The 22,907-nt window shown below is 68.8% G+C and carries 22 protein-coding genes and 1 tRNA gene; 9 read left to right on the forward strand and 14 right to left on the reverse strand.

The genetic code is table 11. From position 1 onward, the window contains the following. Position 1 precedes the first annotated feature (1 nt). From QU603_RS11875 to QU603_RS11890, 4 genes are all read left to right on the forward strand, one after another. Positions 2-1,261: a DUF58 domain-containing protein gene (locus QU603_RS11875; RefSeq protein WP_308491592.1), complete on the forward strand. Its 1,260-nt coding sequence runs from the start codon at positions 2-4 to the stop codon at positions 1,259-1,261. Next, positions 1,248-3,530: a transglutaminase TgpA family protein gene (locus tag QU603_RS11880; protein WP_308491593.1), complete on the forward strand. Its 2,283-nt coding sequence runs from the start codon at positions 1,248-1,250 to the stop codon at positions 3,528-3,530. The genes QU603_RS11875 and QU603_RS11880 overlap by 14 nt, the downstream gene beginning before the upstream one ends. 28 nt (positions 3,531-3,558) lie before the next feature. Beyond that, positions 3,559-3,646 (forward strand) — tRNA-Ser (locus QU603_RS11885). A 1,571-nt stretch (positions 3,647-5,217) separates the two neighbouring features. After that, the gene (locus tag QU603_RS11890) at positions 5,218-5,874 is read left to right on the forward strand and encodes a hypothetical protein (protein ID WP_308491594.1); all 657 of its coding nucleotides are present in this window, start codon (positions 5,218-5,220) and stop codon (positions 5,872-5,874) included. 253 nt (positions 5,875-6,127) lie between these two features. Here QU603_RS11890 and QU603_RS16440 read toward each other — a convergent pair whose 3' ends face one another. From QU603_RS16440 to QU603_RS11905, 4 genes are read right to left on the reverse strand one after another with little or no spacing between them, the layout of a single operon-like run. Next, positions 6,128-6,568, reverse strand: coding sequence for a universal stress protein (locus QU603_RS16440; RefSeq protein WP_369698780.1), 441 nt, complete (start codon positions 6,566-6,568; stop codon positions 6,128-6,130). A gap of 19 nt (positions 6,569-6,587) precedes the next feature. Then, positions 6,588-8,000, reverse strand: a complete 1,413-nt coding sequence (locus QU603_RS11895; protein WP_308491595.1) for an MFS transporter — start codon at positions 7,998-8,000, stop codon at positions 6,588-6,590. A gap of 49 nt (positions 8,001-8,049) precedes the next feature. Then, positions 8,050-8,373 (reverse strand): hypothetical protein, encoded by a 324-nt coding sequence (locus QU603_RS11900; protein WP_308491596.1) that lies wholly within the window; start codon positions 8,371-8,373, stop codon positions 8,050-8,052. Next, on the reverse strand, positions 8,373-9,392 hold the full coding sequence (locus tag QU603_RS11905; protein WP_308491597.1) for an SDR family oxidoreductase: 1,020 nt from the start codon (positions 9,390-9,392) through the stop codon (positions 8,373-8,375). Before QU603_RS11905 ends, QU603_RS11900 begins: the two co-directional genes overlap by 1 nt. 172 nt (positions 9,393-9,564) lie before the next feature. Here QU603_RS11905 and arfB point away from each other — a divergent pair, with 172 nt between their 5' ends. Beyond that, positions 9,565-10,002, forward strand: coding sequence for an alternative ribosome rescue aminoacyl-tRNA hydrolase ArfB (arfB, locus tag QU603_RS11910; protein ID WP_308491598.1), 438 nt, complete (start codon positions 9,565-9,567; stop codon positions 10,000-10,002). Between the two features lie 19 nt (positions 10,003-10,021). On the opposite strand, the gene QU603_RS11915 is transcribed toward arfB, so the two are convergent. Beyond that, on the reverse strand, positions 10,022-10,372 hold the full coding sequence (locus QU603_RS11915; protein WP_308491599.1) for a metallopeptidase family protein: 351 nt from the start codon (positions 10,370-10,372) through the stop codon (positions 10,022-10,024). On the opposite strand from QU603_RS11915, the gene QU603_RS11920 reads away from it, so the two are divergent. Continuing rightward, the gene (locus tag QU603_RS11920; protein WP_308491600.1) at positions 10,371-10,505 is read left to right on the forward strand and encodes a hypothetical protein; all 135 of its coding nucleotides are present in this window, start codon (positions 10,371-10,373) and stop codon (positions 10,503-10,505) included. The two genes, QU603_RS11915 and QU603_RS11920, sit on opposite strands and share 2 nt — an antisense overlap. Positions 10,506-10,525: 20 nt before the next feature. Here QU603_RS11920 and QU603_RS11925 read toward each other — a convergent pair whose 3' ends face one another. Next, the gene (locus tag QU603_RS11925; RefSeq protein ID WP_308491601.1) at positions 10,526-11,170 is read right to left on the reverse strand and encodes an NAD(P)H-binding protein; all 645 of its coding nucleotides are present in this window, start codon (positions 11,168-11,170) and stop codon (positions 10,526-10,528) included. Between the two features lie 80 nt (positions 11,171-11,250). Here QU603_RS11925 and QU603_RS11930 point away from each other — a divergent pair, with 80 nt between their 5' ends. Continuing rightward, entirely contained in the window at positions 11,251-12,054 is an 804-nt protein-coding gene (locus QU603_RS11930; RefSeq protein WP_308491602.1) for an isocitrate lyase/PEP mutase family protein, read from the forward strand. A gap of 9 nt (positions 12,055-12,063) precedes the next feature. On the opposite strand, the gene gnd is transcribed toward QU603_RS11930, so the two are convergent. From gnd to QU603_RS11955, 5 genes are read right to left on the reverse strand one after another with little or no spacing between them, the layout of a single operon-like run. After that, on the reverse strand, positions 12,064-13,122 hold the full coding sequence (gene gnd / locus QU603_RS11935; RefSeq protein ID WP_308491603.1) for a phosphogluconate dehydrogenase (NAD(+)-dependent, decarboxylating): 1,059 nt from the start codon (positions 13,120-13,122) through the stop codon (positions 12,064-12,066). Between the two features lie 50 nt (positions 13,123-13,172). After that, positions 13,173-14,255 carry a DNA glycosylase AlkZ-like family protein gene (locus QU603_RS11940; RefSeq protein ID WP_308491604.1) on the reverse strand — a complete coding sequence of 361 codons (1,083 nt, stop codon included), beginning with the start codon at positions 14,253-14,255 and terminating at the stop codon, positions 13,173-13,175. A gap of 56 nt (positions 14,256-14,311) precedes the next feature. Further along, positions 14,312-14,839, reverse strand: coding sequence for a GNAT family N-acetyltransferase (locus QU603_RS11945; RefSeq protein ID WP_308491605.1), 528 nt, complete (start codon positions 14,837-14,839; stop codon positions 14,312-14,314). Beyond that, the gene (msrA, locus tag QU603_RS11950) at positions 14,836-15,390 is read right to left on the reverse strand and encodes a peptide-methionine (S)-S-oxide reductase MsrA (RefSeq protein WP_308491606.1); all 555 of its coding nucleotides are present in this window, start codon (positions 15,388-15,390) and stop codon (positions 14,836-14,838) included. The genes QU603_RS11945 and msrA overlap by 4 nt, the downstream gene beginning before the upstream one ends. Before the next feature lie 53 nt (positions 15,391-15,443). Continuing rightward, on the reverse strand, positions 15,444-16,919 hold the full coding sequence (locus QU603_RS11955) for a glyceraldehyde-3-phosphate dehydrogenase (RefSeq protein WP_308491607.1): 1,476 nt from the start codon (positions 16,917-16,919) through the stop codon (positions 15,444-15,446). A 149-nt stretch (positions 16,920-17,068) separates the two neighbouring features. Here QU603_RS11955 and QU603_RS11960 point away from each other — a divergent pair, with 149 nt between their 5' ends. Further along, positions 17,069-17,452: a DUF3054 domain-containing protein gene (locus QU603_RS11960; protein ID WP_308491608.1), complete on the forward strand. Its 384-nt coding sequence runs from the start codon at positions 17,069-17,071 to the stop codon at positions 17,450-17,452. Here the strand turns inward: QU603_RS11960 and QU603_RS11965 are convergent. After that, positions 17,428-18,147, reverse strand: a complete 720-nt coding sequence (locus tag QU603_RS11965) for a DUF1361 domain-containing protein (RefSeq protein ID WP_308491609.1) — start codon at positions 18,145-18,147, stop codon at positions 17,428-17,430. The genes QU603_RS11960 and QU603_RS11965 overlap by 25 nt on opposite strands. Before the next feature lie 78 nt (positions 18,148-18,225). On the opposite strand from QU603_RS11965, the gene QU603_RS11970 reads away from it, so the two are divergent. Further along, the gene (locus tag QU603_RS11970) at positions 18,226-19,257 is read left to right on the forward strand and encodes an LLM class flavin-dependent oxidoreductase (protein WP_308491610.1); all 1,032 of its coding nucleotides are present in this window, start codon (positions 18,226-18,228) and stop codon (positions 19,255-19,257) included. Positions 19,258-19,271: 14 nt separating this feature from the next. Here QU603_RS11970 and QU603_RS11975 read toward each other — a convergent pair whose 3' ends face one another. Both QU603_RS11975 and QU603_RS11980 read right to left on the reverse strand, forming a co-directional pair. Continuing rightward, on the reverse strand, positions 19,272-21,773 hold the full coding sequence (locus QU603_RS11975; protein ID WP_308491611.1) for an FtsX-like permease family protein: 2,502 nt from the start codon (positions 21,771-21,773) through the stop codon (positions 19,272-19,274). Further along, a complete protein-coding gene (locus QU603_RS11980; RefSeq protein WP_308491612.1) occupies positions 21,770-22,549 on the reverse strand; it encodes an ABC transporter ATP-binding protein in 780 nt (259 codons plus the stop codon). Before QU603_RS11980 ends, QU603_RS11975 begins: the two co-directional genes overlap by 4 nt. Positions 22,550-22,907: the final 358 nt, after the last annotated feature.

Here is a 22,907-nt window from a genome sequence, read left to right on the forward strand (position 1 = left end):
CATGCGACGCGCATGGCCGCTCACCGCCCGAGGCACCGCCGCGGCGATCCTCGCCCTGGCCCTGTTCATCGCGTCCGCGCAGCTGGGCTCGGTGCAGCTGCTCGGGTTCGGCGTGTTCCTCCTCGCCCTGGTCGCGGTCAGTCTGATCGCGCTGCACATCACGCGACGCGACGTGCGCGTGTCGCGCACGACCTCGCCCGGGGTCGCGGCCACCGGCTCGACGATGCGCGTGACAGTGCACGTCAGTGTGCGCACGGCTCTGCCGACCACACCGGGCACCTGGCAGGACAGCGTGCCGGAGGGCCTGGAGGGCCGCTCCGACGGCCGCTTCCCCGCGGTCGGGTCGGGTCTTCGCGGCGGCGATCGCGCCGTCGACCTGGTCTACGACCTGCAGGCGAACCGTCGCGGCGTGCACTGGCTGGGCCCGCTCGAGCTCACGATCCGCGACCCGTTCGGCATCGCACGCCACCCTGCCGAGATCGGCGAGACCACGCGGGTGATCGTCACCCCCGAATGCGTCGATCTGCCGCCGCTGACGGCGTTCGCCGGCGCGACCGGCGGCGTGCTGCAGGCCACGACCACGCGGCTCGGGCAGGGCACCGACAACCTCGTCGCACGCCCCTATGAGCCCGGCGATGCGATGCGCCGCATCCACTGGCGCGCCACTGCCCACCGCGACACCCTCATGGTGCGCCAGGAGGAGCAGGAGTCCACGCCCGAGGCGACGGTCGTCCTGGACCGCGCGACGGCGCGGTGGAGTCAGGATGCCGTGGCCGAGCCGGGCCGTGACGCTCAGTTCGAAGCGGCCGTCGACGCGTGTGTGTCAGCGGCGAACGCGTTGGTGCGCGACGGCTACACCGTCCAGGTGACCGACGTGGACGGCACGCCCCTGAGCGAGCCGCTGCCCGGCGGCGAGCAGGCGGCGGTGACCACGATGGTCGCCCGCTTCGCGACCCTCACCGCGCACGGCGCCGCCGACCTGGGCACGATCGCGCGGCTGTGGTCGGGGTCCACGACCGGTCCCCTGGTGCTGATCACCGGTGGCCTCACGCCCGCCGATGTCGACACGATGGCCGCTCTGCCCTCCCACAGCGTGCATCCGGTGCTGCTGGCCACGCACCCGCAGGGCGACGCGATCGAGCGGGCGACGGCAACCGGGTGGTTCGCGGCATCCATCGCCCCCGGTGCCGACCTGCGTGACGCGTGGATGCAGGTCTCGCGCGCCGACCTCTCCCCGGGAGCAGCCCGTGGCCTCTTCTGAACGCACTTCCCCTGCCCGGCGAGAACGGCAGCACGCGACGGCGCAGCTGTCGCTGTCGCTGGCTGCCTGGGTGGGGGTGCTCGCCGCGATGGTTCCGCTGGTGGGGGTGATCGTGCCCGGTGCGTGGATGGCCGGGGTGGCAGTGATCACCGGCGCCGTGTTCGCCGCCGGTTTCATCGCCCGCTGGTATCGGCTGCCGGCGGTGCTGGTTGCCGTCATCGAGCTCGCCCTGTGGATCGCGATGACCACGGCCATCTTCCTGCGCGACCTGGCGATCGTGTTCGTGATTCCGACATTGCACGCCTTTGCCGCCGTCCCCGACAAGATCACCGCGGCGCTGCATCAGATCCAGGTCGGATTCGCTCCGCTGGCGGCGAGCCCCGAGGTCGCATTCTGCCTGGTGACGGCTGCGGGGCTCGTGGCGATCGTGGTCGACCACGTCGCGGTCACCGCCCGGATGCCGCTGGCTGCGGCGGTCGCGCTGGTCGCGGTCTCACTGATCCCCTCTCTCGCCGTGCCGGCACCGTTCGATGTGCTCGCCTTCGTGCTGCTGGCGGTGGCGATCCTGTTCCTGCTGCGGGTCGAGACGCGCACGCGCTACCAACCTCCCCATGCCGCACCCGTCGCACCCAGCAGCACGTCGGCGATCGCCGTCTCGATCGGTCTGGTCGCCGTCCTGGTCGCCGTGGCCGCCACGCCGCTGCTGCCCGAACCCGTCGCACGGGCCGCGTTCGGCCCCGGCGGCAGCACGATCAACGCGTCACTCGACCTGGGCAGAGACCTGCGCCGCCCCGACCCGGTCACGGTGCTGACGCTGCGCACGTCGGCGTCGTCGGCGCCGTATCTGCGGGTGGCATCGCTCTCGTCGTTCGACGACGCGGTGTGGCAGCCCGACATCCGGCCGACCACGCCGATCTCCGACCCCGCCGGCTTCGGGCCCGAGACGGCCGAGCGCGGCATCGCCGTGGAGAAGGTGACCACGACCATTCGCATCGACAAGCTCCGTGCGCAGTACCTGCCCGTTCCGTTCCCCGCCGTATCGGTCACCGGCGCACCCGAAGGCTGGAACGTGATGGGCGCGAACCGCACGGTCATCAGCGACGGCACGCTGTCGACCGCCTCGGGCGAGGAGTACACCGTCACCACAGAGGTCCCCGACCCCACGCTTGAGCAGATCCGCGCATCGACCGCGCATGTGGGCGACGTCGACACGATCGGGCTGCCGGTGGTCGTGCCGCAGATCATCTCAGAAGACGCGCACGAGGTGACCAAGGGCACGACCAACGATTACGACGCGTTGACCGCCTTGCAGGCGTGGTTCCGCGGGCCCTCGTTCGAGTACTCGCTGTCGGCTCCCGCCAAGCAGGGATTCGACGCGTCGGGCGTGTCCAGCGTCGCGGACTTCCTGCGCGTTCGCGAAGGGTATTGCGTCCACTTCGCCTCGGCTTTCGCGATCATGGCCCGGGTGCTGGGAATGTCGTCGCGCGTCGTGGTCGGCTACCTGCCCGGCACCGCCGAGACGACGTCGATCCCCGAGGCATCCTCGCCCGTGTACACCGTGTCCAGCTCGCAGCTGCACTCCTGGCCCGAGGTGTACTTCGCGGGGATCGGATGGGTGCCCTTCGAACCGACCAAGAGCCTCGGAGACCCGACATCCTTCCTTCCCGAGGCGGCCGGCAGCGGGAACGACGTGACGCCGACCACGAAGCCGTCCAGCGAGCCCAGCGCGACACAGCAGGCGTCTCAGCGCCCCGACGCGGGTGCCGTGGGTGCCGACGACGGTCGCTCTGACGCGAACGCGGGCGTGAACCTGCTGCCGTGGGGCGTGGGCACCGGCGTGGTCGTCGTGCTGCTGCTGGTTCCGATGCTGCTGGGCATCGTGCGCCGTCGCCGGCAGGATGCCGCGGCCCGCGGCGGCGATGCACTTGCGGCGTGGTCCAGCGTGCGCGACGCCGCGATCGACGTGGGCATCGCCGTTCCGGTGACCGAGTCGCCGCGTGCGTTCGCTGCCCGGCTGGTGCACGAGCACGATGCGCCGTCGGCCGAGACCTCTGTGCTCGTCCACGCCGTCGAGGCGGCCGCCTACGCACCGGGCGGCGCACCGCCCGGTGACGAGTCGCTGGAACGCGCGGTCCGCGCGGTGCGCAACGGACTTTACCTGTCGGTGCCCGGCGGGCGCCGGGGACGCGCCCTGCTGTTCCCGCGCTCGCTGGTCGTGCGACCGGGCAGCGTCTATGCGCGGGACGGAGCATCAGCCGTGACCCGGTAGGATTGTCTGCGGCCCTCCGGGGCCACCCGGAGGATTCGCCTAGTGGCCTATGGCGCACGCTTGGAAAGCGTGTTGGGTGCAAGCCCTCGGGGGTTCGAATCCCCCATCCTCCGCCATTGTTCTCCATCGAAAACACCGGGATCGCGGGCCTTGCGAAGAGCCGGTGGCACACGTACTGGCACAGTTGGCGTCGAAACGGCGCTATGAGGCCAGACTCTTCGAGAGACCCGGCGTCGCTCAATTCCGATCGTCAACTGGCCGGTGACCAGTCGAGGCGACTGACCTTAGCGGGTTTCAGACAAGTGGTGGCCAGCCTTAGCCTCGGGCACACATGTCGAGCCCGATAGCGGCATGCCGCCGTGCGATCGCGCGACGCACCGGTAGCCTGCGGCCGATGGAACCAGCGCTCATCGCATTTGCCACTACCGCCGCGACGCTGACGGTCACACTCGTCTTGGCGTTGCTCGAGTTCCGACGCCGACGTCGGGAGACGGGTGAAGCTCGCCGCGCCCAGATTGTTGGACGAGTGCTTGACGCGCTCGAGAACGCGACTCGTGCAGCGGCGCGGGCACCGATCGTTGGATGGTGGGCTCCTAATGAACTGGAATATGCACTCCTACTCCCGAGGCTGACCGCCGAGCTCCCTTTCGCGGACCAAGCGGTCGGCGTGTGGGTTGCCCGCCGCCTACAACACCTTCGGGACGCCACCAGTCGGAAAGCCCAGGTTGAGATTGGCGCAGACATTGCCGTTCATGTCGTTCGGTGGGGTCATCACGAGATTGATACCTCGTGGTTCGCTGAGCAGCTCGCTGCCGATCCCTGGTCACCCGACTTCAGGCCGTCAACGCAGTCTCGCTGGATTAGGCAGCTGCGCGATGGGATGCAACTCGTCCCGGGAACTGTCGTAGCGATGGTTGGGGTGCTCGTCATCAGAGACATGTTGAGACGCGAGTGATGGAAGCCCACTAGAACAGCGCAAGATGGGGGCAGCAGACTGGCGGGCTGATGTTTACGGCGGCGACAGAACCTACTGGGCGGTTCGGGTTCACCCGGTTCCCGGGCCAGAGCCACACGCTGTACCTGCTCACCGCCGACGCGCGAGCCACCCTCGCCAGCCTGTGAGCTCACAGGCGCACACGCCAGGGGCGAGCTCTGCAGCGTGGACTTGCGCTCGGCTCCGCATCAGGACACAGTGGTGCGAACACCCGGAAACTGCGGTGCCGAGCAGCGTCAGCCACGCGAGCCAGAGGTAGTCGCCGCTGGACTCCGACCGCTCGAGGAACACAGGTGCGTCCTCGGCTGAGGGACTGCATCGACTGCGGGACATCTCCCGCCAACTCGAGAAGCTACACCGCCGAACATACCTTGCTCGGCGAGCGCGATTGCCTGATCACAGCGCTCGATCAAGCGACGTCTCGTGGAACATGCTGTCGACGTGGTCAGGCCTCAGTCGACAGGCACTGAGCAAGAGACAGGTGCTACGCGGAGACCACCCGTAAGAGCGACGTACGCGACGTGTGAACGCCGGTCACGCTCACAGTGTGGGCGCCCGCCGAGACCCGGATCCGCGACTCTGTCTTTCAGCCTCCTCGTGCGGACGGCCGGGCGGTACTATCGGCCACAGACTCGAAACACTTATCGCAGATATACGTCTGAGGTATATTTGCAATAAACGAAAGGGGCAGCGATGGCTGACGACATCGATATCGTCCGCGCGATCGCACGTGCCCCCCTGCACACCGTGCGCCTGCGCGACCTCAAGAACCTTGGGACCAATACCTGGCGAGCAGTCGGTCGGCTGACGGAGCAAGGTGCGCTCACGAAGATCGTTCACGGGGTATACGCCGCGCCTCCTGACGGTAGGGACGGGCGTACCTGGAAGCCTCCCCTCGAAGCCGCAGCGCTTGCCATCGCCACCGCACGATTCGGAGCACGCCAAGCCGCCCTGATGGGGGTGAGCGCTGCACGCCACTGGGCCGCGATTCCCCGCGCCATCGGCGTCGCTCAGGTCGCCGTGCCGCGAGGCGGATACGCGCCGGCGACGCTCGATCGGGGCGGGATCGTTCGGTTCATCCCACGAGACCTCGGCCGGCTGGACCTCGTCGTGGAGCGCACAGCACTGGGCGACGGGATGGTCACCACCCCGGCCCAGACGCTGTTCGACCTGCTTGTGCGACCCGACCACGATGGCCTGGCCGACGAAATCGCTGGAGCGGTCCGCAACCTCGTCCCACGGGTCCGGATCGCCGAGTTCGAGGGGATCGCTGGACGGCACACCAAACGGGGGGCCGCCGTCGAGAAGATGATCGACGAGCTGAGGGAGCGAGATGCCGAGGCGAGATGAGCGCTCTGTGCGCGAAGATGGCGGCGATCGGCGGGCGGAGTCCGCAGGCAGCCAACCAAACGCGTTCCTGAGCCCGCCGGTTCCTGGTCTCCTTTCTGAAGAGGACCTTCTGCGGGTCGTCGAGGCCGAACAGAGCTCCGCCGACGCACCTCCCGCGCGGCTGTGCGCGCGCACCCGCCCGGCGTTCGTCGCATCGCTGTGCTCGGACACTACCAGTGCCTGATCGCAGGTGGCCCCGCACGAGGCCGCAACGCTATGCGCCCGCTGGTGGGGCCGTCGGAGGCAAGATCAGGATGGGGCACGACGCGGCGTAGATCAGCCGATGCGCAAGCACCGGCGACCTCATGCTCTCGCGCGTACGCGGTGCGTCCAGCACCAGCAGCTCGGCACCCGCCGACTCGGCAAGCAGCACCGAGCTCGGCGCACCGCGCACCACCCGGCATGTCACAGCTGCGCCCGTGCCGAGAATGGCGGAAACGTGTGCCCGCAATGCGCGTTCGGCCGCGGCGAACTCCGCATCTGGGTCCCGCGACACGCTGGGCGGGCGACCGCGTGGCGCTGCCGGTGGCCGCGGGGGCCGCCACGCCTGCAGAGCGATCAGTTCCGCGCCTCGCGCCTGTGCCTCGGCTGCGGCGGCGATCAGTGCCTGTGGAGACCCGCTCGACGCGCTCACCGCGGCGATCACGTATGCCATGTTGACCCCTCCATTCTGCTCACCGCATGATCACCCATCGGCTTTGCCGCGACCCGTGCCGCTCGTCCCGTCTGCGCGCGCTTCGACCTTCGACAACGGATCGGTGATCGACTCCAACGATCGCCTTTCGGCGTCGACGCCGAAGATCAGCGCGATCACTCCGCCGACGATCATCACACCCGCCCCGAGGTAGTAGCCGAATGCCAGCGGTCCGCGCTGCGACCCGGCCGATCAGCGCACCGTACAGGGTGGGCGCGAGCGCGCCGGTGATCTGTCCAACGGCGAAGAAGAACGCCACGCACCAGAACGCCGTCTGCGTGATGGCGTTGAGCAGACCGGCCTGGAACAGCGCACCCGAGACACCGAGGACGATCCCGGCCAGAGCATACGTGCCGAAGATCATCTTCCGGCGCCCGACCGTGTCGAACAGCGGTCCCAGCACGAGCGGGCCGGCGAGGTTTCCCAGCGCGAACGGGAAGAAATAGAACGCGATGTTGGCCGCAGAGATGCCGTAGAACTGCTGCAGCACGATCGCGTACGTGAAGAAGATCGCGTTGTAGAGGAACGACTGGGTGATCATCATGCTCAGGCCGAGGAACGTCCGCCGCGGATACTTGCGCAGGAAGGTGTGCGCGACCTCTCGGAATGGAGTGTTCTCGTGCGCGACCACCTCCAGCGCGAGTTCCTCGTCGACCTCTGGGAGTTCGAAGCCGTCGGAGACGATGTCGTCCTCGATCTCGGACACCGTCGCCTCCGCTTCATCCTCACGTCCATGGGTCATCAGCCAGCGCGGACTCTCGGGGATGTGTCGGCGCAGATAGATGATGATCAGCCCCAGCACCGGTCCGATGAAGAATGCGATCCGCCAGCCCCACGCGTTGGCGAAACCCTCGTCGGCGAGCAGGAAGAGGTTCGCGAATGCGCCGAGCCCGCCGCCGAACCAATACGTACCGTTCACGGCGAGATCCACCCGCCCCCGGTACTTGGACGGGATCAGCTCGTCGATCGCGGAATTGATGGCGGTGTATTCGCCGCCGATACCCAGCCCCGCGATGAAGCGGAAGATCCACAGGAACCACATCGAGAACGACAACCCGGCAATGCCGCTGCCGACCAGGTAGATCGCGAGCGTCAGGATGAAGAGCCTTCTGCGCCCGAGCTTGTCGGAGAGTCGACCGAAGTACAGCGCGCCGACGACTTCGCCGATGAGGTAGACGGTTCCGGTGAAGCCGACCTGCACCGAGTTCATGTTCAGGTCGTGCGCATACCCGGCGGTCGCGACGATCTGGATCTCGAGGCCGTCCAGGATCCAGGCCGTCCCCAGACCGAAGATGACCGACCAGTGGAACGCAGACCATGGCAATCTGTCCAGGCGGGCCGCGACGAGGCTGCGCACCGGTCCCTTCGACTGTGTGCTCGAGCTGGTGCCCATGCCCCTGCCCCTCTCTGCCGGCCGCACCCGGGTGCGGCATCCCTTCAATTCACCCGCGCAGTTCGACACCGGCGAAGCACAGTGCGGTGCCGCCGTCGATGACGGCCGCTGCCCGGCGCCGACGACTGGCGACGGCGACGACGACCATGCTCGTCGCGTGGACGAGGTCGACCGCGCCGCCGAGACGATGCGCGAGGCGAGAGCCTGTGCGGCTGAGCACGATGCCCTGCACGATCTGACGAGCACCCAGGATTCGCAGGGCCCAGGTGGTGAGGGCGTCGGGCTCTCCGCCCAGCTCGGCGCGCGCAATCGGTGCGGCGGCACACAACTGCCACACGCCCCACACCACGCGGACGACCTCGCCTCGCAGCATCAGCGCCGCCCCGTCCGCCACAGGGTCAGAGCGCCGACGACCACAGCGGCGCCGACGCTGCCGAGCAGACCGTGATGCTGCGACGCCCACACTTGGCCGCTGCGGGTGACCGCCCGATCGTCGAAGCTGCCGTGCGCGCCGTAGTCGCGCCCGCCCGCACCGTCGGCAGGCTCCCACAGGTTCGTGGGCCGGTCCTCCGGCACCGGCCGGTCGACCTGCTGAGACGAGTATCCGGTCCGGGCAAGATAGCGATCCATCAGCCCCGGCGCGAACGCGTTGACCGCCAGCGTCATCGCGGTGCTCCCGCCGACCCAGTACTCGCGCCGACGTGGATGATCGGCGGCGTACAGCACCGCCCGCGCGGCCAGATCGGTCTGGTAGATCGGCGGCACCGGCTGAGCCGGCTTCGGCAGCCGATTGATCACCCAGTCGAACTGCGGCGTGTTCACCGCAGGCATCTGCGGCATCGTGACATGGACATGACTCTTGTTGTGCCGCAGCTCGCAGCGCAGCGATTCATGGAACCCCTGGATGGCATGCTTTGACCCACAGTATGCGGTCTGCAGCGGGATGCCCCGGTATGCGAGAGCGGAGCCGACCTGCACGATGGTGCCCCGATCACGCGGCAGCATCCGCTTCAGCGCGGCCATCGTGGCATACACGTACCCGAGATAGTTCACCTCGGTCACGCGCCGGTATTCAGCGGGCGTGATGTCGGTGAACTCCGCGAACACCGAGGTGAACGCCACGTTCACCCACACGTCGATCGGTCCGAACGTCTGCTCGGCCGCCGCGGCGGCCGCCTCGACCTGCTCGGGCGACGACATGTCGGTCGGGATGGCCAGCCCCGTCCCGCCGGCGGCTTCGACGTCACGCACAGCCGCCGAAAGTCCCGCGTCGCCTCGAGCCAGCAGCGCTACCTGCGCTCCCCGGGCACCGAACGCCTGCGCGGTGGCGCGTCCGATGCCGCCGCTCGCGCCCGTGACGACGACGACCTGGCCTGCGTGCGATGTGTCCATGATGACCTCCAGGCTGATGGGTGCAGAAGATGGATGCCGGTGTACACCCGGATCTGCGAATTGGCCACCCCCTTGTCGACCGATGCCCGAGTCGATCGGGAGCGTCGAGGGGTTACTTCGCGTCCCAGACGTTGAGCAAGCGCGCGTCAGATACCCCGGGCATGATGGGTGTATGCCTGCCGCCCATCGTCCCGGGGTACGAGTCATGCCCGGACTGACCATCCCTGAGTCCGAGTTGTCGTGGCGGTTCTCCCGGTCTTCCGGCCCCGGGGGCCAAGGTGTGAACACTGCTGACTCTCGCGTGGAACTCGCGTGGGATGCGGCAGGTTCGAACGTCCTCTCGCAGCTGCAGCGTGACCGAATCCTCGATCGACTGAGCGGTCGCCTCGTGGACGGGGTTCTGACGATCACAGCATCCGAGCACCGCGCACAGCTGCACAATCGAGACGCCGCTCGTGTCCGCCTCGCGTCGATGGTCGCCGATGCGTTGCGACCGCCTCCCCCGACGCGTCGCTCGACGACGACGACTCGAGGTGCCGAAGAACGTCGCCTGAAAGCGAAGAAACGTCGCACGGGGATCAAAGAGCTTCGCAAACGCCCCTTCGAGTAGCGTGCGCCGGACGCGAGCCCTAAGCCCAGCCGAGCTCATGCAGTCGGGCATCGTCAAGGCCGAAGAAATGGCCGATCTCGTGCACGAGCGTGATGCGCACCCGCGTGCGCAGCGCATCGAGGTCGGCGCTGCGCTCCTGCATGTTGTTCTTGTACAACGTGATGCGGTCGGGCAGCTCCCCGAATCCATAGACCCCGCGGTTCGTCAGCGGATGCCCTCGATACAGCCCGTAGAGCCGCGGCCGCTGCCCCGCGGGCTGGTTCTCGATGACGATCCCGACGTTCTCGAGTCCGCGGACCATGTCGTCGGGGAGAGCGTCGAACACCTCCGACACCATGCGCTCGAAGTCGTCGTCCGAGATCTCGACCATGGTCCCATCCTCCCCCGTGGCGCTCCGGTCGATCGCGCTGATCGTCGGCGCGGTCGTGCTGCTGGCGACGGCGAGCGCACTGATCGGCGCCGCGGTGGGTGTCCAGAGACGACGCGCGCGCTCAGCCGAATAAGCCCTACCCGTCGGCGGCGCTCAGCCCCGCACGGCCTCGGCGATCGGGGTGTGGCCGCTGTTGAAGGCGATCGTGCGGCCGATCGTCGTGTCATCGGAGAGCACGGCGGCGATCACTGCGGCCACGTCGGCGCGCGCGATGGATCCGGATGCCGCGGCCTGCGCGTCGATGCGTCCGGTGGGCTCATCGAGGGTCAGGCTGCTGGGCGCGACGATCGTGTACGCCAGCCCGCTCGCCCGCAGGTGGGCGTCGGCAGCCGCTTTGGCTTCGGCGTAGGCGAAGAACGGGTTGTCTTCACTGACGCCGTGGTCGAGGCGCGCACCAAAGTACGACACCATCACGTAGCGCGTCACCCCGGCTGCGGCCGCAGCATCCATCGACCGGATCGCGGCGTCGCGATCGACAGCGCGCGTGCGCGCAGGATCGCCCCCGCCGGCGCCGGCCGAGAAGACGACCGCGTCGTTGCCGGCGATGATGTTCTCCAGCTGATCGACCTCGAGCAGCTCGATGTCGGCGACGAGCACCTGTGCGCCGGTGGCGGCGACGTCGGCTTCGTGCTCGGGATTGCGGATCACGGCGGTCACCGTGTCTTCGCGGGCGACCAGCAGGGGCTCCAGGAGCCGAGCGACCTTGCCGTGACCGCCGAGGATGAGGATGCGCGCCATGGGTTCTCCTTCCGGCATCCCCTCGAGCCTACGCACCCTCGACGCGACTAGCGTGAGAACTCCGATCGAAGGAGCAACAGATGCCTGACCTCGAGACCGCCGCACGATTCCGTGCCCTGCACGACGGACCGGGCCCGCTGCTGCTGCCCAACCCGTGGGACGCCGGCTCTGCCCTCGTGTTCGAGCGCCTGGGATTTCAGGCGCTGGCCACCACGAGCAACGGCTTCGCCCTCTCGCACGGCCTGCCCGACGGGGCCATCACCCGTGACGGCGTCTTCGAGGGCATCGAGATGATCGTGCAGGCGACGAGTCTGCCGGTCACCGCCGATCTCGAGCACGGTTTCGAGGAGGATGCCGCCGCCCTCGCCGACGTATATCGTCAGGCGGTCGCTGCGGGCCTTGCCGGAGGATCCATCGAGGATGCGACCGGCGCCGACGAGAAGCCGCTGTTCGAGATCGCCGAAGCCGCCGACCGCGTGCGCATCGCCGCCGAGGCCGCCCACGAGGTGAACCCCGCATTCGTGCTCACGGGCCGCGCCGAGAACTACCTGCACGGACTGCGCGATCTCGGTGACGTGATCGCCCGGCTGCAGGCATATCAAGAGGCAGGCGCCGACGTGCTGTACGCCCCGGGACTGTCGGGAGCCGCCGACATCCGCTCCGTCATCGAAAGCGTGGACCGACCGATCAACGTGCTGTTCGGGCCCGCACACCTCACCGTGGCCGAACTCGCCGAACTCGGCGTCGCCCGCATCTCGATCGGCGGTTCGTTCGCCTTCGCCGCCTACGGCGCGGCGGCCGAGGTGGCGCGCGAGTTCCTCGAGAACGGCACGAACACGTATGCTGCGCTCTCCCGCGCGGGCCACGCGGCCACCGGGCTCTGAGCCGGACTGCTACTCGTGAGCGTCGGCCTTGCGGCCACCCGCTTCGAGCACGTCGCCGGCGGGAAGCTCTTTGTGTCCGCCGAACTGCAGACGCATCGCCGAGAGCAGCTGGTTGGCGTAATGGTCCTCGTCGCGTGAGGCGAAGCGCTCGAACAGCGCCGAAGCCAGCACCGGGACGGGAACACCCACGTCGACGGCGGCCTTCACCGTCCAGCGGCCCTCACCCGAGTCCGACACGCGCCCGGCCAGCCCGTGCAGATCGTGGTTCTCCTCGAGGGCCGCGGCGGTCAGGTCCAGCAGCCACGACGAGATGACCGATCCGCGCCGCCAGAGCTCGGCGACCTTGGGCGTGTCGACCGTGAACTTGTAGAACTCGGGCTCTTCGAGCGGCGCGATCTCGGCAGAGTGCTCGGCCTCGCGGGTTCCGGCATCCGCGTTGTCGAGGATGTTCAGCCCCTCGGCGAGGGCGGCCATGATGCCGTATTCGATGCCGTTGTGCACCATCTTCACGAAGTGGCCGGCGCCGCTGGGCCCGCAGTGGAGGTATCCGAGCTCCTCAGGCGCGTAGTCGCCGCTGCGCCCGGGGGTGCGGTCGATATCGCCCGCGCCCGGGGCGATCGTGCGGAAGATCGGCTCCAGGCGCTGCACCGCGGCATCCGGCCCCCCGATCATCAGGCAGTACCCGCGCTCCAGACCGAACACCCCGCCGCTCGTGCCGGCGTCGATGTAGTCGATTCCGCGCTTGTCGAGTGCCTCAGCCCGGCGCACGTCGTCGCGGTAGTTGGAGTTGCCGCCGTCGATGATCGCGTCGCCGGTCTCGAAGACGTCGGCCAGCTGGTCGACCACCTTTCCGGTGATGGATGCCGGAACCATGACCCAGACCGCACGCGGAGCCTGCAGCTTCGCGGCGAGATCGGACAGGCTGTCGGCACCCGTGGCGCCCTCGGCGACCAGTGCTGCCACGGCATCCTTGTTCGTGTCGAACACGACGCATTCGTGGCCGTCGCGCTGCAGTCGCCGCACGATGTTCGCACCCATCCGGCCGAGGCCGATCATTCCCAGTTGCATTGCCGTTCCTCTCCGGCCCGTGGTCACAGGCACTCGGAAGTCTAGGCCGGTCAGCGCTGCCCGGCCACGGGAACGCCCAGCCACTCGGCCAGATCATCCAGTTCGGCGCGCACCATGTCGTGCTCCTCCGGCTCGAACGGCAGCAGTTCATGGATCGCATTGACCTGCAGCACTTCTTCTTTCTTGTCGACCTGAGCGTCGAGCAGTCCGACGAAGCGGTCGCCCATCAGGATCGGGTGGGCGAAGTGGCCGTAGACGCGCTGCGCCTTGGGCTTGAACTGCTCGAGCACGTAGTCGAACTCGAACAGCTCGCGCAGGCGCGGGCGGTCGAACAGCATGCCGTCGTAAGGGTTCAGGATCGCCACACGACCGTCGATCTCGTCATCCACGCGTGACAGCGCCTCGGGATCGACCCGCCACTTCCACTTCGAGCCCTCGATGCGCGCCGGTTCGCCCGCCTCGCCCACCCGCGACCAGGGCGAGTTCTGCTTTGTGATGCCAGCTGCCTGCAGGCGCCGCTCGGCCAGCATCCGCTCAGCGTCGGCGTCGGCGTACTCGGGCAGGTCCTGCGGGAACACGCGCTCCGCGACGTCCCACACCCGACGCCGGCCCTGCCGGCCCGACACGGCCACCACTCCCTGGCGCGAGAGTGCTTCGAGCATGCGCGGCACCTGGTTCGGGCCGTACCAGCCGTCCGCCGACTCACGCACGACCCGCGCGGTGTCGGGGATGGCGTCGGCAGCCATCGGGCCCTCGGCCCGCAGCCGCGCGATCACGTCCTTGCGGAAGGCCCCATTGGCCTCGAGCCAGTCCTTCTCGCGCTGATATCGCGGGTATCGGCGCATCGCCGGGCGCATCAGCGGCAGCATGCTCATCGGGCGGTAGGTGCCGTCGAACTCGAACAGCAGCCGGTCCTGCTCGACGACCTTGCGCAGCTGCCCGGTCTCATACGACCACCCGATGCGCGCCCACAGCGTGGTGTGCTCGCACGGGGCGATCACCGCGGTCGGATCGATCTTGATCACGGCCAGCTGCTCGGCGACCTCGACGACGTCGCCCGGACGGTCGGCGTCCAGCAGCTGCGCGCGCACGACGATGCGTCTCGCCTGGTCACGGGTCAGCTCATACACCACCTGCACGACGCTAGCGGCTGGCCCCGACATCCAGAAGACGCCGCGGGCCGACGGCGCTAGCGCACGCGCGCGGCCAGGGCGCCCAGCGTCGCACCGTCCAGGCGCTGCGTCGTCCACTCGTCCATCGGCGCAGCGCCGATCGACCGGTAGAACGCGATCGACGGCGCGTTCCAATCCAGCACCGTCCACTCCAGCCGGGTGTAGCCGCGCTGCACACACAGTGCGGCGAGCTCGGAGATCAGCGCCGTGCCATACCCGCTGCCGCGCTCGGACTCGAACACGAACAGGTCCTCCAGCCAGATGCCGTGTCGCCCGGTCCACGTCGAATACGTCAGGAACCACAGCGCCAGCCCGACGATGCGCCCATCGCGCTCCACGACGTGCGCGAAGGCGTGCGGGTCATCGCCGAACAGCGTCTCGGCGATCATCTCGGCGGTGTTCTGCACGGCATCGGGCTCGCGCTCATAGACGGCGAGGGCCTGGATGCACGCCAGAATCCCCTGCTCGTCACCCGGGCGCGCCCCACGCACCACCGCCCCGGCGGCAAGCGTGCGCACCGCCACCGGCTCCGGCGCGGCGCTCATGCCGTGGTTGACGCGGATGTGGTCTCGCGGCGGGGCAGGACCCATCCTGCGCGGGGGAAGTGGCAGGTGTACCCGTTCGGGTAGCGCTCCAGGTAGTCCTGGTGCTCGGGCTCGGCCTCCCAGAACGGACCGGCCGGCTCGATCGTGGTGACCGCCTTGCCCGGCCACAGACCCGACGCGTCCACATCGGCGATCGTGTCCCGGGCGACCTGCTCCTGCTGTGGGCTCAGCGGGAAGATCGCCGACCGGTAGCTGGAGCCGATGTCGTTGCCCTGCCGGTTCAGGGTCGACGGGTCATGGATCTGGAAGAAGAACGCCAGCAGATCCCGGTAGGTGGTCTTCGCCGGGTCGAACACGATCTCCAACGACTCGGCGTGACCGGGATGGTTGCGGTACGTCGCATGGTCATTCACCCCGCCGGTGTACCCGACCCGCGTGTGCAGCACCCCGGGCTGACGGCGCACCAGATCCTCCATCCCCCAGAAACACCCCCCGGCCAGAACCGCCGTCTCCGTACCCGGAATGCGGGTGATGCTGCCGTCGTCGCTCATGATGCTCCTCGATCTGTTGACGCCACATCCATTGTCTCCCCGGCCGTGCGGCTTCAGACCCGCACGGTCTCCAGGGTCACATCCAGACGCTGCGGCAGCACGGTCGGGTGGGTGCCGGCCATCTGCTCGATGACCCGCACGACCTGGCAGCTGTAGCCGAACTCGTTGTCGTACCAGACGTAGACGACGACGTCCTCGCCGTCGGCGATCGTGGCCAGGCCGTCGACGATGCCGGCGCGGTGCGACCCGACGAAGTCGGTCGAGACGACCTCGGGCGACTCGATGTAGTCGATCTGCTGACGCAGCTTGGAGTGCAGCGACACCGCGCGCAGATAGCCGTTGAGCTCGTCGCGCTGCGCGGGGCGATCCAGCCTCAGGTTCAGGATCGCCAGCGACACGTCCGGGGTGGGCACACGGATCGCGCTGCCGGTGAGCTTGCCCGACAGCTGCGGCAGCGCCTTGGCCACGGCCTTGGCGGCTCCCGTCTCGGTGATCACCATGTTCAGCGCCGCCGAGCGGCCGCGGCGGCTGCCCTTGTGGAAGTTGTCGATCAGGTTCTGGTCGTTGGTGTACGAGTGCACGGTCTCGACGTGCCCGCGCACGATGCCGTACGCCTCGTCGAGCGCGGCGAGCACCGGGGTGATCGCGTTGGTGGTGCACGATGCCGCCGACAGCACGCGATCGGACGGCAGGATGTCGCCGTGGTTGATGCCGTGCACGATGTTCTTCACGTCGCCCTTGCCCGGCGCGGTCAGCAGCACGCGCGCGACGCCCTTCGCCGACAGGTGCTGCTCGAGACCCTCGCGGTCGCGCCAACGGCCGGTGTTGTCGACGACGATCGCATCGTGGATGCCGTATGCCTCGTAATCGACGGTGGCCGGGTCGTTCGAGTAGATGACCTGGATGAGCGTGCCGTTGGCCAGGATCGTGTTGCTCTCGTGGTCGACCGTGAGGGTGCCGGCGAACGGACCGTGCACCGAGTCGCGGCGCAGCAGGCTCGCACGCTTCTCGAGGTCGTCGTCGCTGCCCTGCCGTACGACGATCGCGCGCAGCCGCAGTCCCGCCTCGCTGCCGGCGTGCGAGATGAGCAGACGCGCCAGCAGTCGCCCGATCCGCCCGAAGCCGTAGAGCACGACGTCTTTCGGCGTTCCGGGAGCCGCGTCGTCGATGACCAGGATCTCGGCGAGCTCACCGCGCAGGTGGTCGACCAGCGTCATCCCGTCGCCGCGTTGGACGTACCCGTCGTGCAGACGGGCGATGTCCAGCGAGGCGGGGCCGGGCTGCAGCACCGTCAGCGCTTCGAGCACGGCGGTCGAGGCATCCAGGCTCAGCGCTTCAGCACCCGCTTGCCGGGCGAACTTGTGCGCCTTGATCAGGTCGATGGAGCTCAGCCCGATCAGGCGGCGCCCGTGGATGGATGTCACGACACCCCGGTTGCGGTACAGGCCGCCTACGAGCGGAATGAGCCTCTCGGCCTGCTCTTCACGGGCGATCCAGGCACGTCGTTCGTTCTCGACCGGACTGTTCACTGCGCTCCTTCGCGTGCGGGCTCGTGGCCCGCGGGTGACGGCTGTGCGCACGGACAGCGCACGAATTCGGGGGTCACCGGCGATTCTACCGATCCGCGGACGGCGCTTTCTGTACGACTGCCAAGATGGAACCAGCCGAAAGGACCTCCATGCACTCCCCCCGTCGCCTCGTGTGGTCGATCGTGTCAGACGTCGTCATCGTCATCGTCTTCGCCGTCGTCGGGCGCGCGAGCCACGGCGAAGCGCTGAGCCTGGCCGGCATCGCCACCACGGCATGGCCGTTCCTGGCGGCCCTGGTCATCGGTTGGGCGGTCGCACTGGCCTGGCGCGCCCCCACCCGCCCCGTGCGCACCGGCCTGCCGGTGTGGGCGGTGACACTGGTGGGCGGCATGCTGCTGCGCGTGGCCGGCGATCAGGGCACCGCGGTGCCGTTCATCATCGTCGCGGCGGCGTTCCTGCTGGTCACCCTCGTGGGCTGGCGCGTGATCGCCGCCCTCGTCTCACGGCGTCAGACGACGCGCAGCGCCTCGTAGGCGAGCAGGTAGGCCGGCACGTACACCAGCGCGATCAGTACGGCGTGGGTGAGCACGAAGCCGAACGCCTCCAGCGCCTTGCCCCTCAATGCGAAGTGCACCCGCAGCTTGCGCATCATGCCGAACGGGTGGCGCACGTCCCAGCTGTTGAACCGCAGATAGCGGCCGAAGTAGACGCCGATGGCGCCCAGCACGATGACCACGCCCGCGAACACCCAGCTGGAGACCGGGATGCCCCCGGTCGGGTCGAGGAAGACGGCTGTGAAGGCGAACTCGACCACCCCCATGCTCACCACTGCATTGCCGATGCCCGACAGTGTCAGAGTGAGCGTCTGGATGATGTCGAACCACAGTGGCACCGGGTCGTCTTCGCGTCGGTGGCTGAAGTTGAGCTCGGTGATCAGGTAGATCGCATTGGGAAAGAACAGCACCCACGCGATGGTCCCGATCACCACGTACGCCCACAGCACCACGCGCACCAGCGACGGGGCGTTCACGACAGTGCCGGCCTCGCCGATCAGCAGCAGGCCGAGGATGCCGGCCAGCGCGACCAGCACCGGTACGAACGACAGCACGATGTTCGCCAGCATCGGTCGGTACAGCGGCACCCGGTACACCACAGCGCGCAGCCAGATCAGTATCGCCGCGTACACGTTCAGCAGCAGGACGGCACAGAACGCGACAAGCAGCGGCATCGCTCCAGCGTAGCGACGACGCGGGACGCGGCATCCATTCACTGGAATGCACAGATCGCGAGTACCGTTGCATCCACCATGCAGCGTTTCGGAACTCTCTCGTTCGGTCACTACGGCCCGCTCGGCGCGGGACGCGAGCTGACCGCCCGCGACAACCTCCACCAGGCCATCGAACTGGCGGGAGCGATGGACGAGCTCGGCGTCAACGGCACGTACTTCCGCGTGCACCACTATGCCAAGCAGCACTCATCTCCGATGCCGCTGATGGCCGCGATCGCGGCGACGACCGAGCGCATCGAGGTCGGCACCGGCGTGATCGACATGCGCTACGAGAACCCGCTGTACATGGCCGAAGAAGCCGCGGCACTCGACCTCATCAGCGACGGCAGACTCGCCCTGGGCGTGAGCCGCGGGTCACCCGAATCGGTCGTGCGCGGCTACGAGGCGTTCGGCTACACCGGATCGGAAGACCCACGCGGCGCCGACATCGCCCGCAAGCACTTCGACCTGTTCCTGCGAGCGATCTCGGGTGAGGGCATGGCCGACGCCGACTCCTCGAGCCCGTTCGGCGGCGGCACCGGCCGGCAGCGCATCGAGCCGTACTCCGAGGGGCTTCGCTCCCGCATCTGGTGGGGCGCGGGCAGCCACGACACCGCGGTGTGGGCCGGTCAGATCGGGGTCAACCTGATGTCGTCGACGCTGCTGACCGAAGACCTCGGGATGCCGTTCGACGAGCTCCAGGCCTCGCAGCTGCAGGCGTTCCATGACGCGTGGCGCGAGGCCGGGCACCCCGGCACCCCGCGCACGTCGGTCAGTCGCTCGGTCTTTCCGATCACGACCAGCCAGGATCGCATGTACTTCGGTCACAGCCAAGAGGGCGGAGGCGTCGGCTACATCGACGGTCTGCGCTCGACGTTCGGCAAGACGTATGCGGCCGAGCCCGACGTGCTCATCGAGCAGTTGAAGGCGGATGCCGCGGTCCAGGCAGCCGACACCCTGATGCTGACGATCCCCTCGCAGATGGGCGTCGAGTTCAACCTGCACATCGTCGAGTCGTTCGCGACGCACGTGGCTCCCGCGCTCGGGTGGGTGCCCACCACCGCGCACTGACGCCACGCCGCCGGCTACTGACGCGATCCGATCTCGGCGATCGGTGCACGGCGCATCACCGCCCGCGTCGCCAGGGCCAGTGAGACCAGTCCGACCACGGCCAGCGCGACGATGATCGCTGCGCTCTCGGTCAGTGAGATGCTCGGCAGCAGCTGCCCGGAGATGCCGAAGCTGATGCCCACCAGCGGCGGGGCTGCCACCAGCACTCCGAGCACCGAGGCCAGCAGCACGATCATCACCGACTCGGTGCGCATCATGGCCCGCACCTGCCGGCGCGTGGAGCCGACCAGCTGCAGGAGGGCGAACTCGCGTCGCCGCTCCCCGGTCGCCAGGACCAGCGTGTTCACCACGGCGATGGCGATGTAGCCGAGGATGACGGCGAGCGCGATCAGGTTGACGAGCGAGTTCGCGTCGCGGGCGCCGTCGCCGGCAGCACGCAGCTCGCTGCGGTTGGCGACCGTGAATCCAGCGGCTTCAAGCGCATGCTGCACGTGTGCCGCTTGCCCCGGCTGCGCGCTGACCAGCACGTCGTCGCTCAGGCCCGTCGTCGTGTGGGCGAGCAGCGCATCTTCTGCCATCGTGACGTCGCCGAACCCCAAACCTCGGGTGTACAGCGCGACCACCGTGGAGGTGACCTCGGATCCGTCACCGAAGTGCCCGGTGACCGTGTCGCCGACCCGCACGCCGGCCGCCGAGGCGGCGTCGGAGCTGAGGGCGAGTGTGTTCTCGCCGTCCAGCGCCTTCAGCGTCCCGCCGACCACACCCAGATCCATCGTGGAAGCGGTCGCGTCGGGATCCAGTCCCTGCACGGCGTACTGGGCGGATGTCGGGTCGCCCAGCTGCACGAAGCTGAAGATCATCTCGCTGACGGCCACGGGATTGGCGGCGGCCACGCCGGGCGTACCGGCGATGGAGGCGACCGCAGGGTCGGACAGACCCGACACCCCGCCGGTCACCAGCACATCGGCGGTCACTCCGGCGTGGGACTGCGAGGTGGCCTCGGCCGCGATGATCGAGTGGGTGCCCACCTGCACGAGGCCGAGTCCGATGCCCAGGGCCAGCGGGATGATCGCGGCGGCGAGCCTGCGCGAGTTGCTGCGCGCGTTTGCTGCCGCCAGGAACGACGGCGCCGACCGCAGCGGCCACAGCAGCCCGCCGAAGATCGCGATGGCGACGCGCACCAGGCGCGGACCGAGCAGTCCCACCGCGATGATGAGCAACAGCGCCGCGACGGCGGGACCGGCCACCGCGATCGTGCCGGGGACCACCAGTGGAATCGCGCTGGCGAACAGGCCGAAGATCCCCAGGATCACTCCGGTGATCGTGCGCCCGAGGCCGATGGCGCCCGGTGTGGTCGAGGCCTCCTGCAGGGCCTCGACCGGACTGATGCGGGCAGATCGCCGGGCGGCGACGGCAGCAGCCAGCTGGGATGCCGCCACCATCGCCGCGACAGCGACCAGCGGTGGAATCGCACCGTAGGTGAGTGCGAAGTCGTGCGGGATCACCCCCGCCTGCGCGAAGCCGAACCGCATCACGGCGGCCAGAACGAATCCGGGGATCACTCCGGCCAGCGCGCCGGCGCCTGAGACCAGCAGCACCTCCTGCGCGACGATCCGATGGATCTGCAGCGGTGTCGAGCCGACGGCGCGCAGCAGGGCGAAGTCCCGCCTGCGCCGCTGGATCGACAGCGACAGCGTGCTGGCAACGACGAACAGGGCGATCAGGATGGCCGTGCCGGCGAACGACGAACCGATCGAGACGAGCGTGGCCCGGGCGGCCCCGGCATCGAGGAACTCCGCGGCACCGCGGTCATCGCCCGTGTACGTCACCACGTTCGGCACCCGGTCGCGAATCTGCCGGGCGAGGTCTCCGAGGGACACGCCGGGCCGCGCGAACACTCCGACGACGTCGGCGACCTCACCGCGCGGGGCCAGTGCCGCTGCCGCGGCATCCGTCACGAAGACGTGGGCGGTCCGCGTGGGCTGCCGGCCCGACGTGGATTCGACGGTCCCCACGACGCGGTACGTGCCGTCGATGCCGCCGTGGGCGAGGGTCACTGCGGCACCCACCTTCGTGCGCGCGGCCAGAGCCGCGTCGACGACGACGTCGTCGGCCGAGCTCGGCGCATGGCCGCTGCTGAGCCGGTAGGGCGTGAGCGCCGCCGAGCTCCACCCGTGTGCCTGGATGGGAGATCCTCCCCACACCATCGGAACCGTCGTGTCGGCGACGACCTTCGCCACCTCCGGAAGGGCGCGGATCGCGCCCAGCGCGTCGGCGGGAAGGGGTACGCGCTCAGCAAGCGCGTACGTCGCCTGCTCCGGGGTCACGAACGACTGCTCGCCGCCCACGATCACGTCGGCTGCGGTGTAGCGCTGCGGCTCGACGCCGCCACGCGTGCCGGACTCGATCAGGACGCCGAGGCCGGTGGCAAGCATGGTGGCCGTCAGCACCGCCACGAAGACGCCGAGGAGCGTTCCCCTCTGCTGGCGGATCCCCGCCCAGATGAACCCGTTCACCAGGTGCCCAACGCGCTCATGCGATCGACGATCTGCTGGGTCGTCGCGCCGACCTGCGACCCGACGAACGCGCCGTCGGCAAGGAAGACGACGCTGTCGGCCCGCGCGGCGACGGCGGGGTCGTGCGTGACCATGACAACGGTCTGGTTCAGCTCCCGCGTCATCTGCGCGAGCAGCTCCAGCACCTGCTGGCCGGTGCGCGAGTCCAGTGCCCCGGTCGGTTCGTCGGCGAAGACGGCATCCGGTCGCGTGACCAGTGCACGCGCGATCGCCACCCGCTGCTGCTGGCCGCCGGAGAGTTCCGCAGGGCGTCGCCGCCGAAGCTCGTCGAGCCCGACCGCGCGGATGATGCGGTCGAACCAGGTGCGATCCACCCGCTTGTGCGAAAGAAGCAGCGGCAGCGTCACGTTCTGCTCGACCGTCAGAGCCGGCAGCAGGTTGTAGGCCTGGAAGACGAACCCGACATGTGTGCGCCGGAACTTCGCGAGCGTGGTGGCCCGCATCCGGGAGATGGCGGTATCGCCGATCCAGACCGAGCCGCTGGTGGGGGTGTCCAGTCCTGCAGCGGTGTTCAGGAAGGTGCTCTTGCCCGAACCTGATGGCCCCATGATCGCGGTGAACGACCCTCGCTCCAGCGTCAGATCGATGCTGCGCAAGGCGACGACCGCCGAGGGGCCGGTGCCGTAGGTCTTCACGACCGACTCGAGTCGAACCGCCGGAGCCGTGCCCAGCGTCGCCGCGCCCGGCGTTCGGGATCTCGTGCTGATGCCGCGCATGTCTCGCTCCTCGTGGTCGCGCCGCCGGCCACCCGTCGAGCTGGCCGATGTCGGAGGAATTCCAAGATGAGGCATCCCTCCGGTTGTAGGAGAACAGGAGGAGTGCCTCATCCATTCCGCGCCGGCCGCCGACGTTCAGTTCAGCAGGCGCTCTGTGCGGTCCACACCCGCGGCCACCGCAGTTCGTGACTGCTGAAAGGACGGAAGGTCCGTCGGCGTGCGCTAGTGTCGTGACCATGACATCCCGTTGGTATGCGTATTTCGAGTCGGCTCTGGAGGGGCCGGCGCCGATCTAGCGCCCACCGACACCTTCAGAGCCGACAAGCCAGAGCATTCGCTCTGGCTTTCGCCGTTTCGG

The sequence above is a fragment of the Microbacterium terrisoli genome, from assembly GCF_030866805.1.
Lineage (GTDB): Bacteria > Actinomycetota > Actinomycetes > Actinomycetales > Microbacteriaceae > Microbacterium > Microbacterium terrisoli.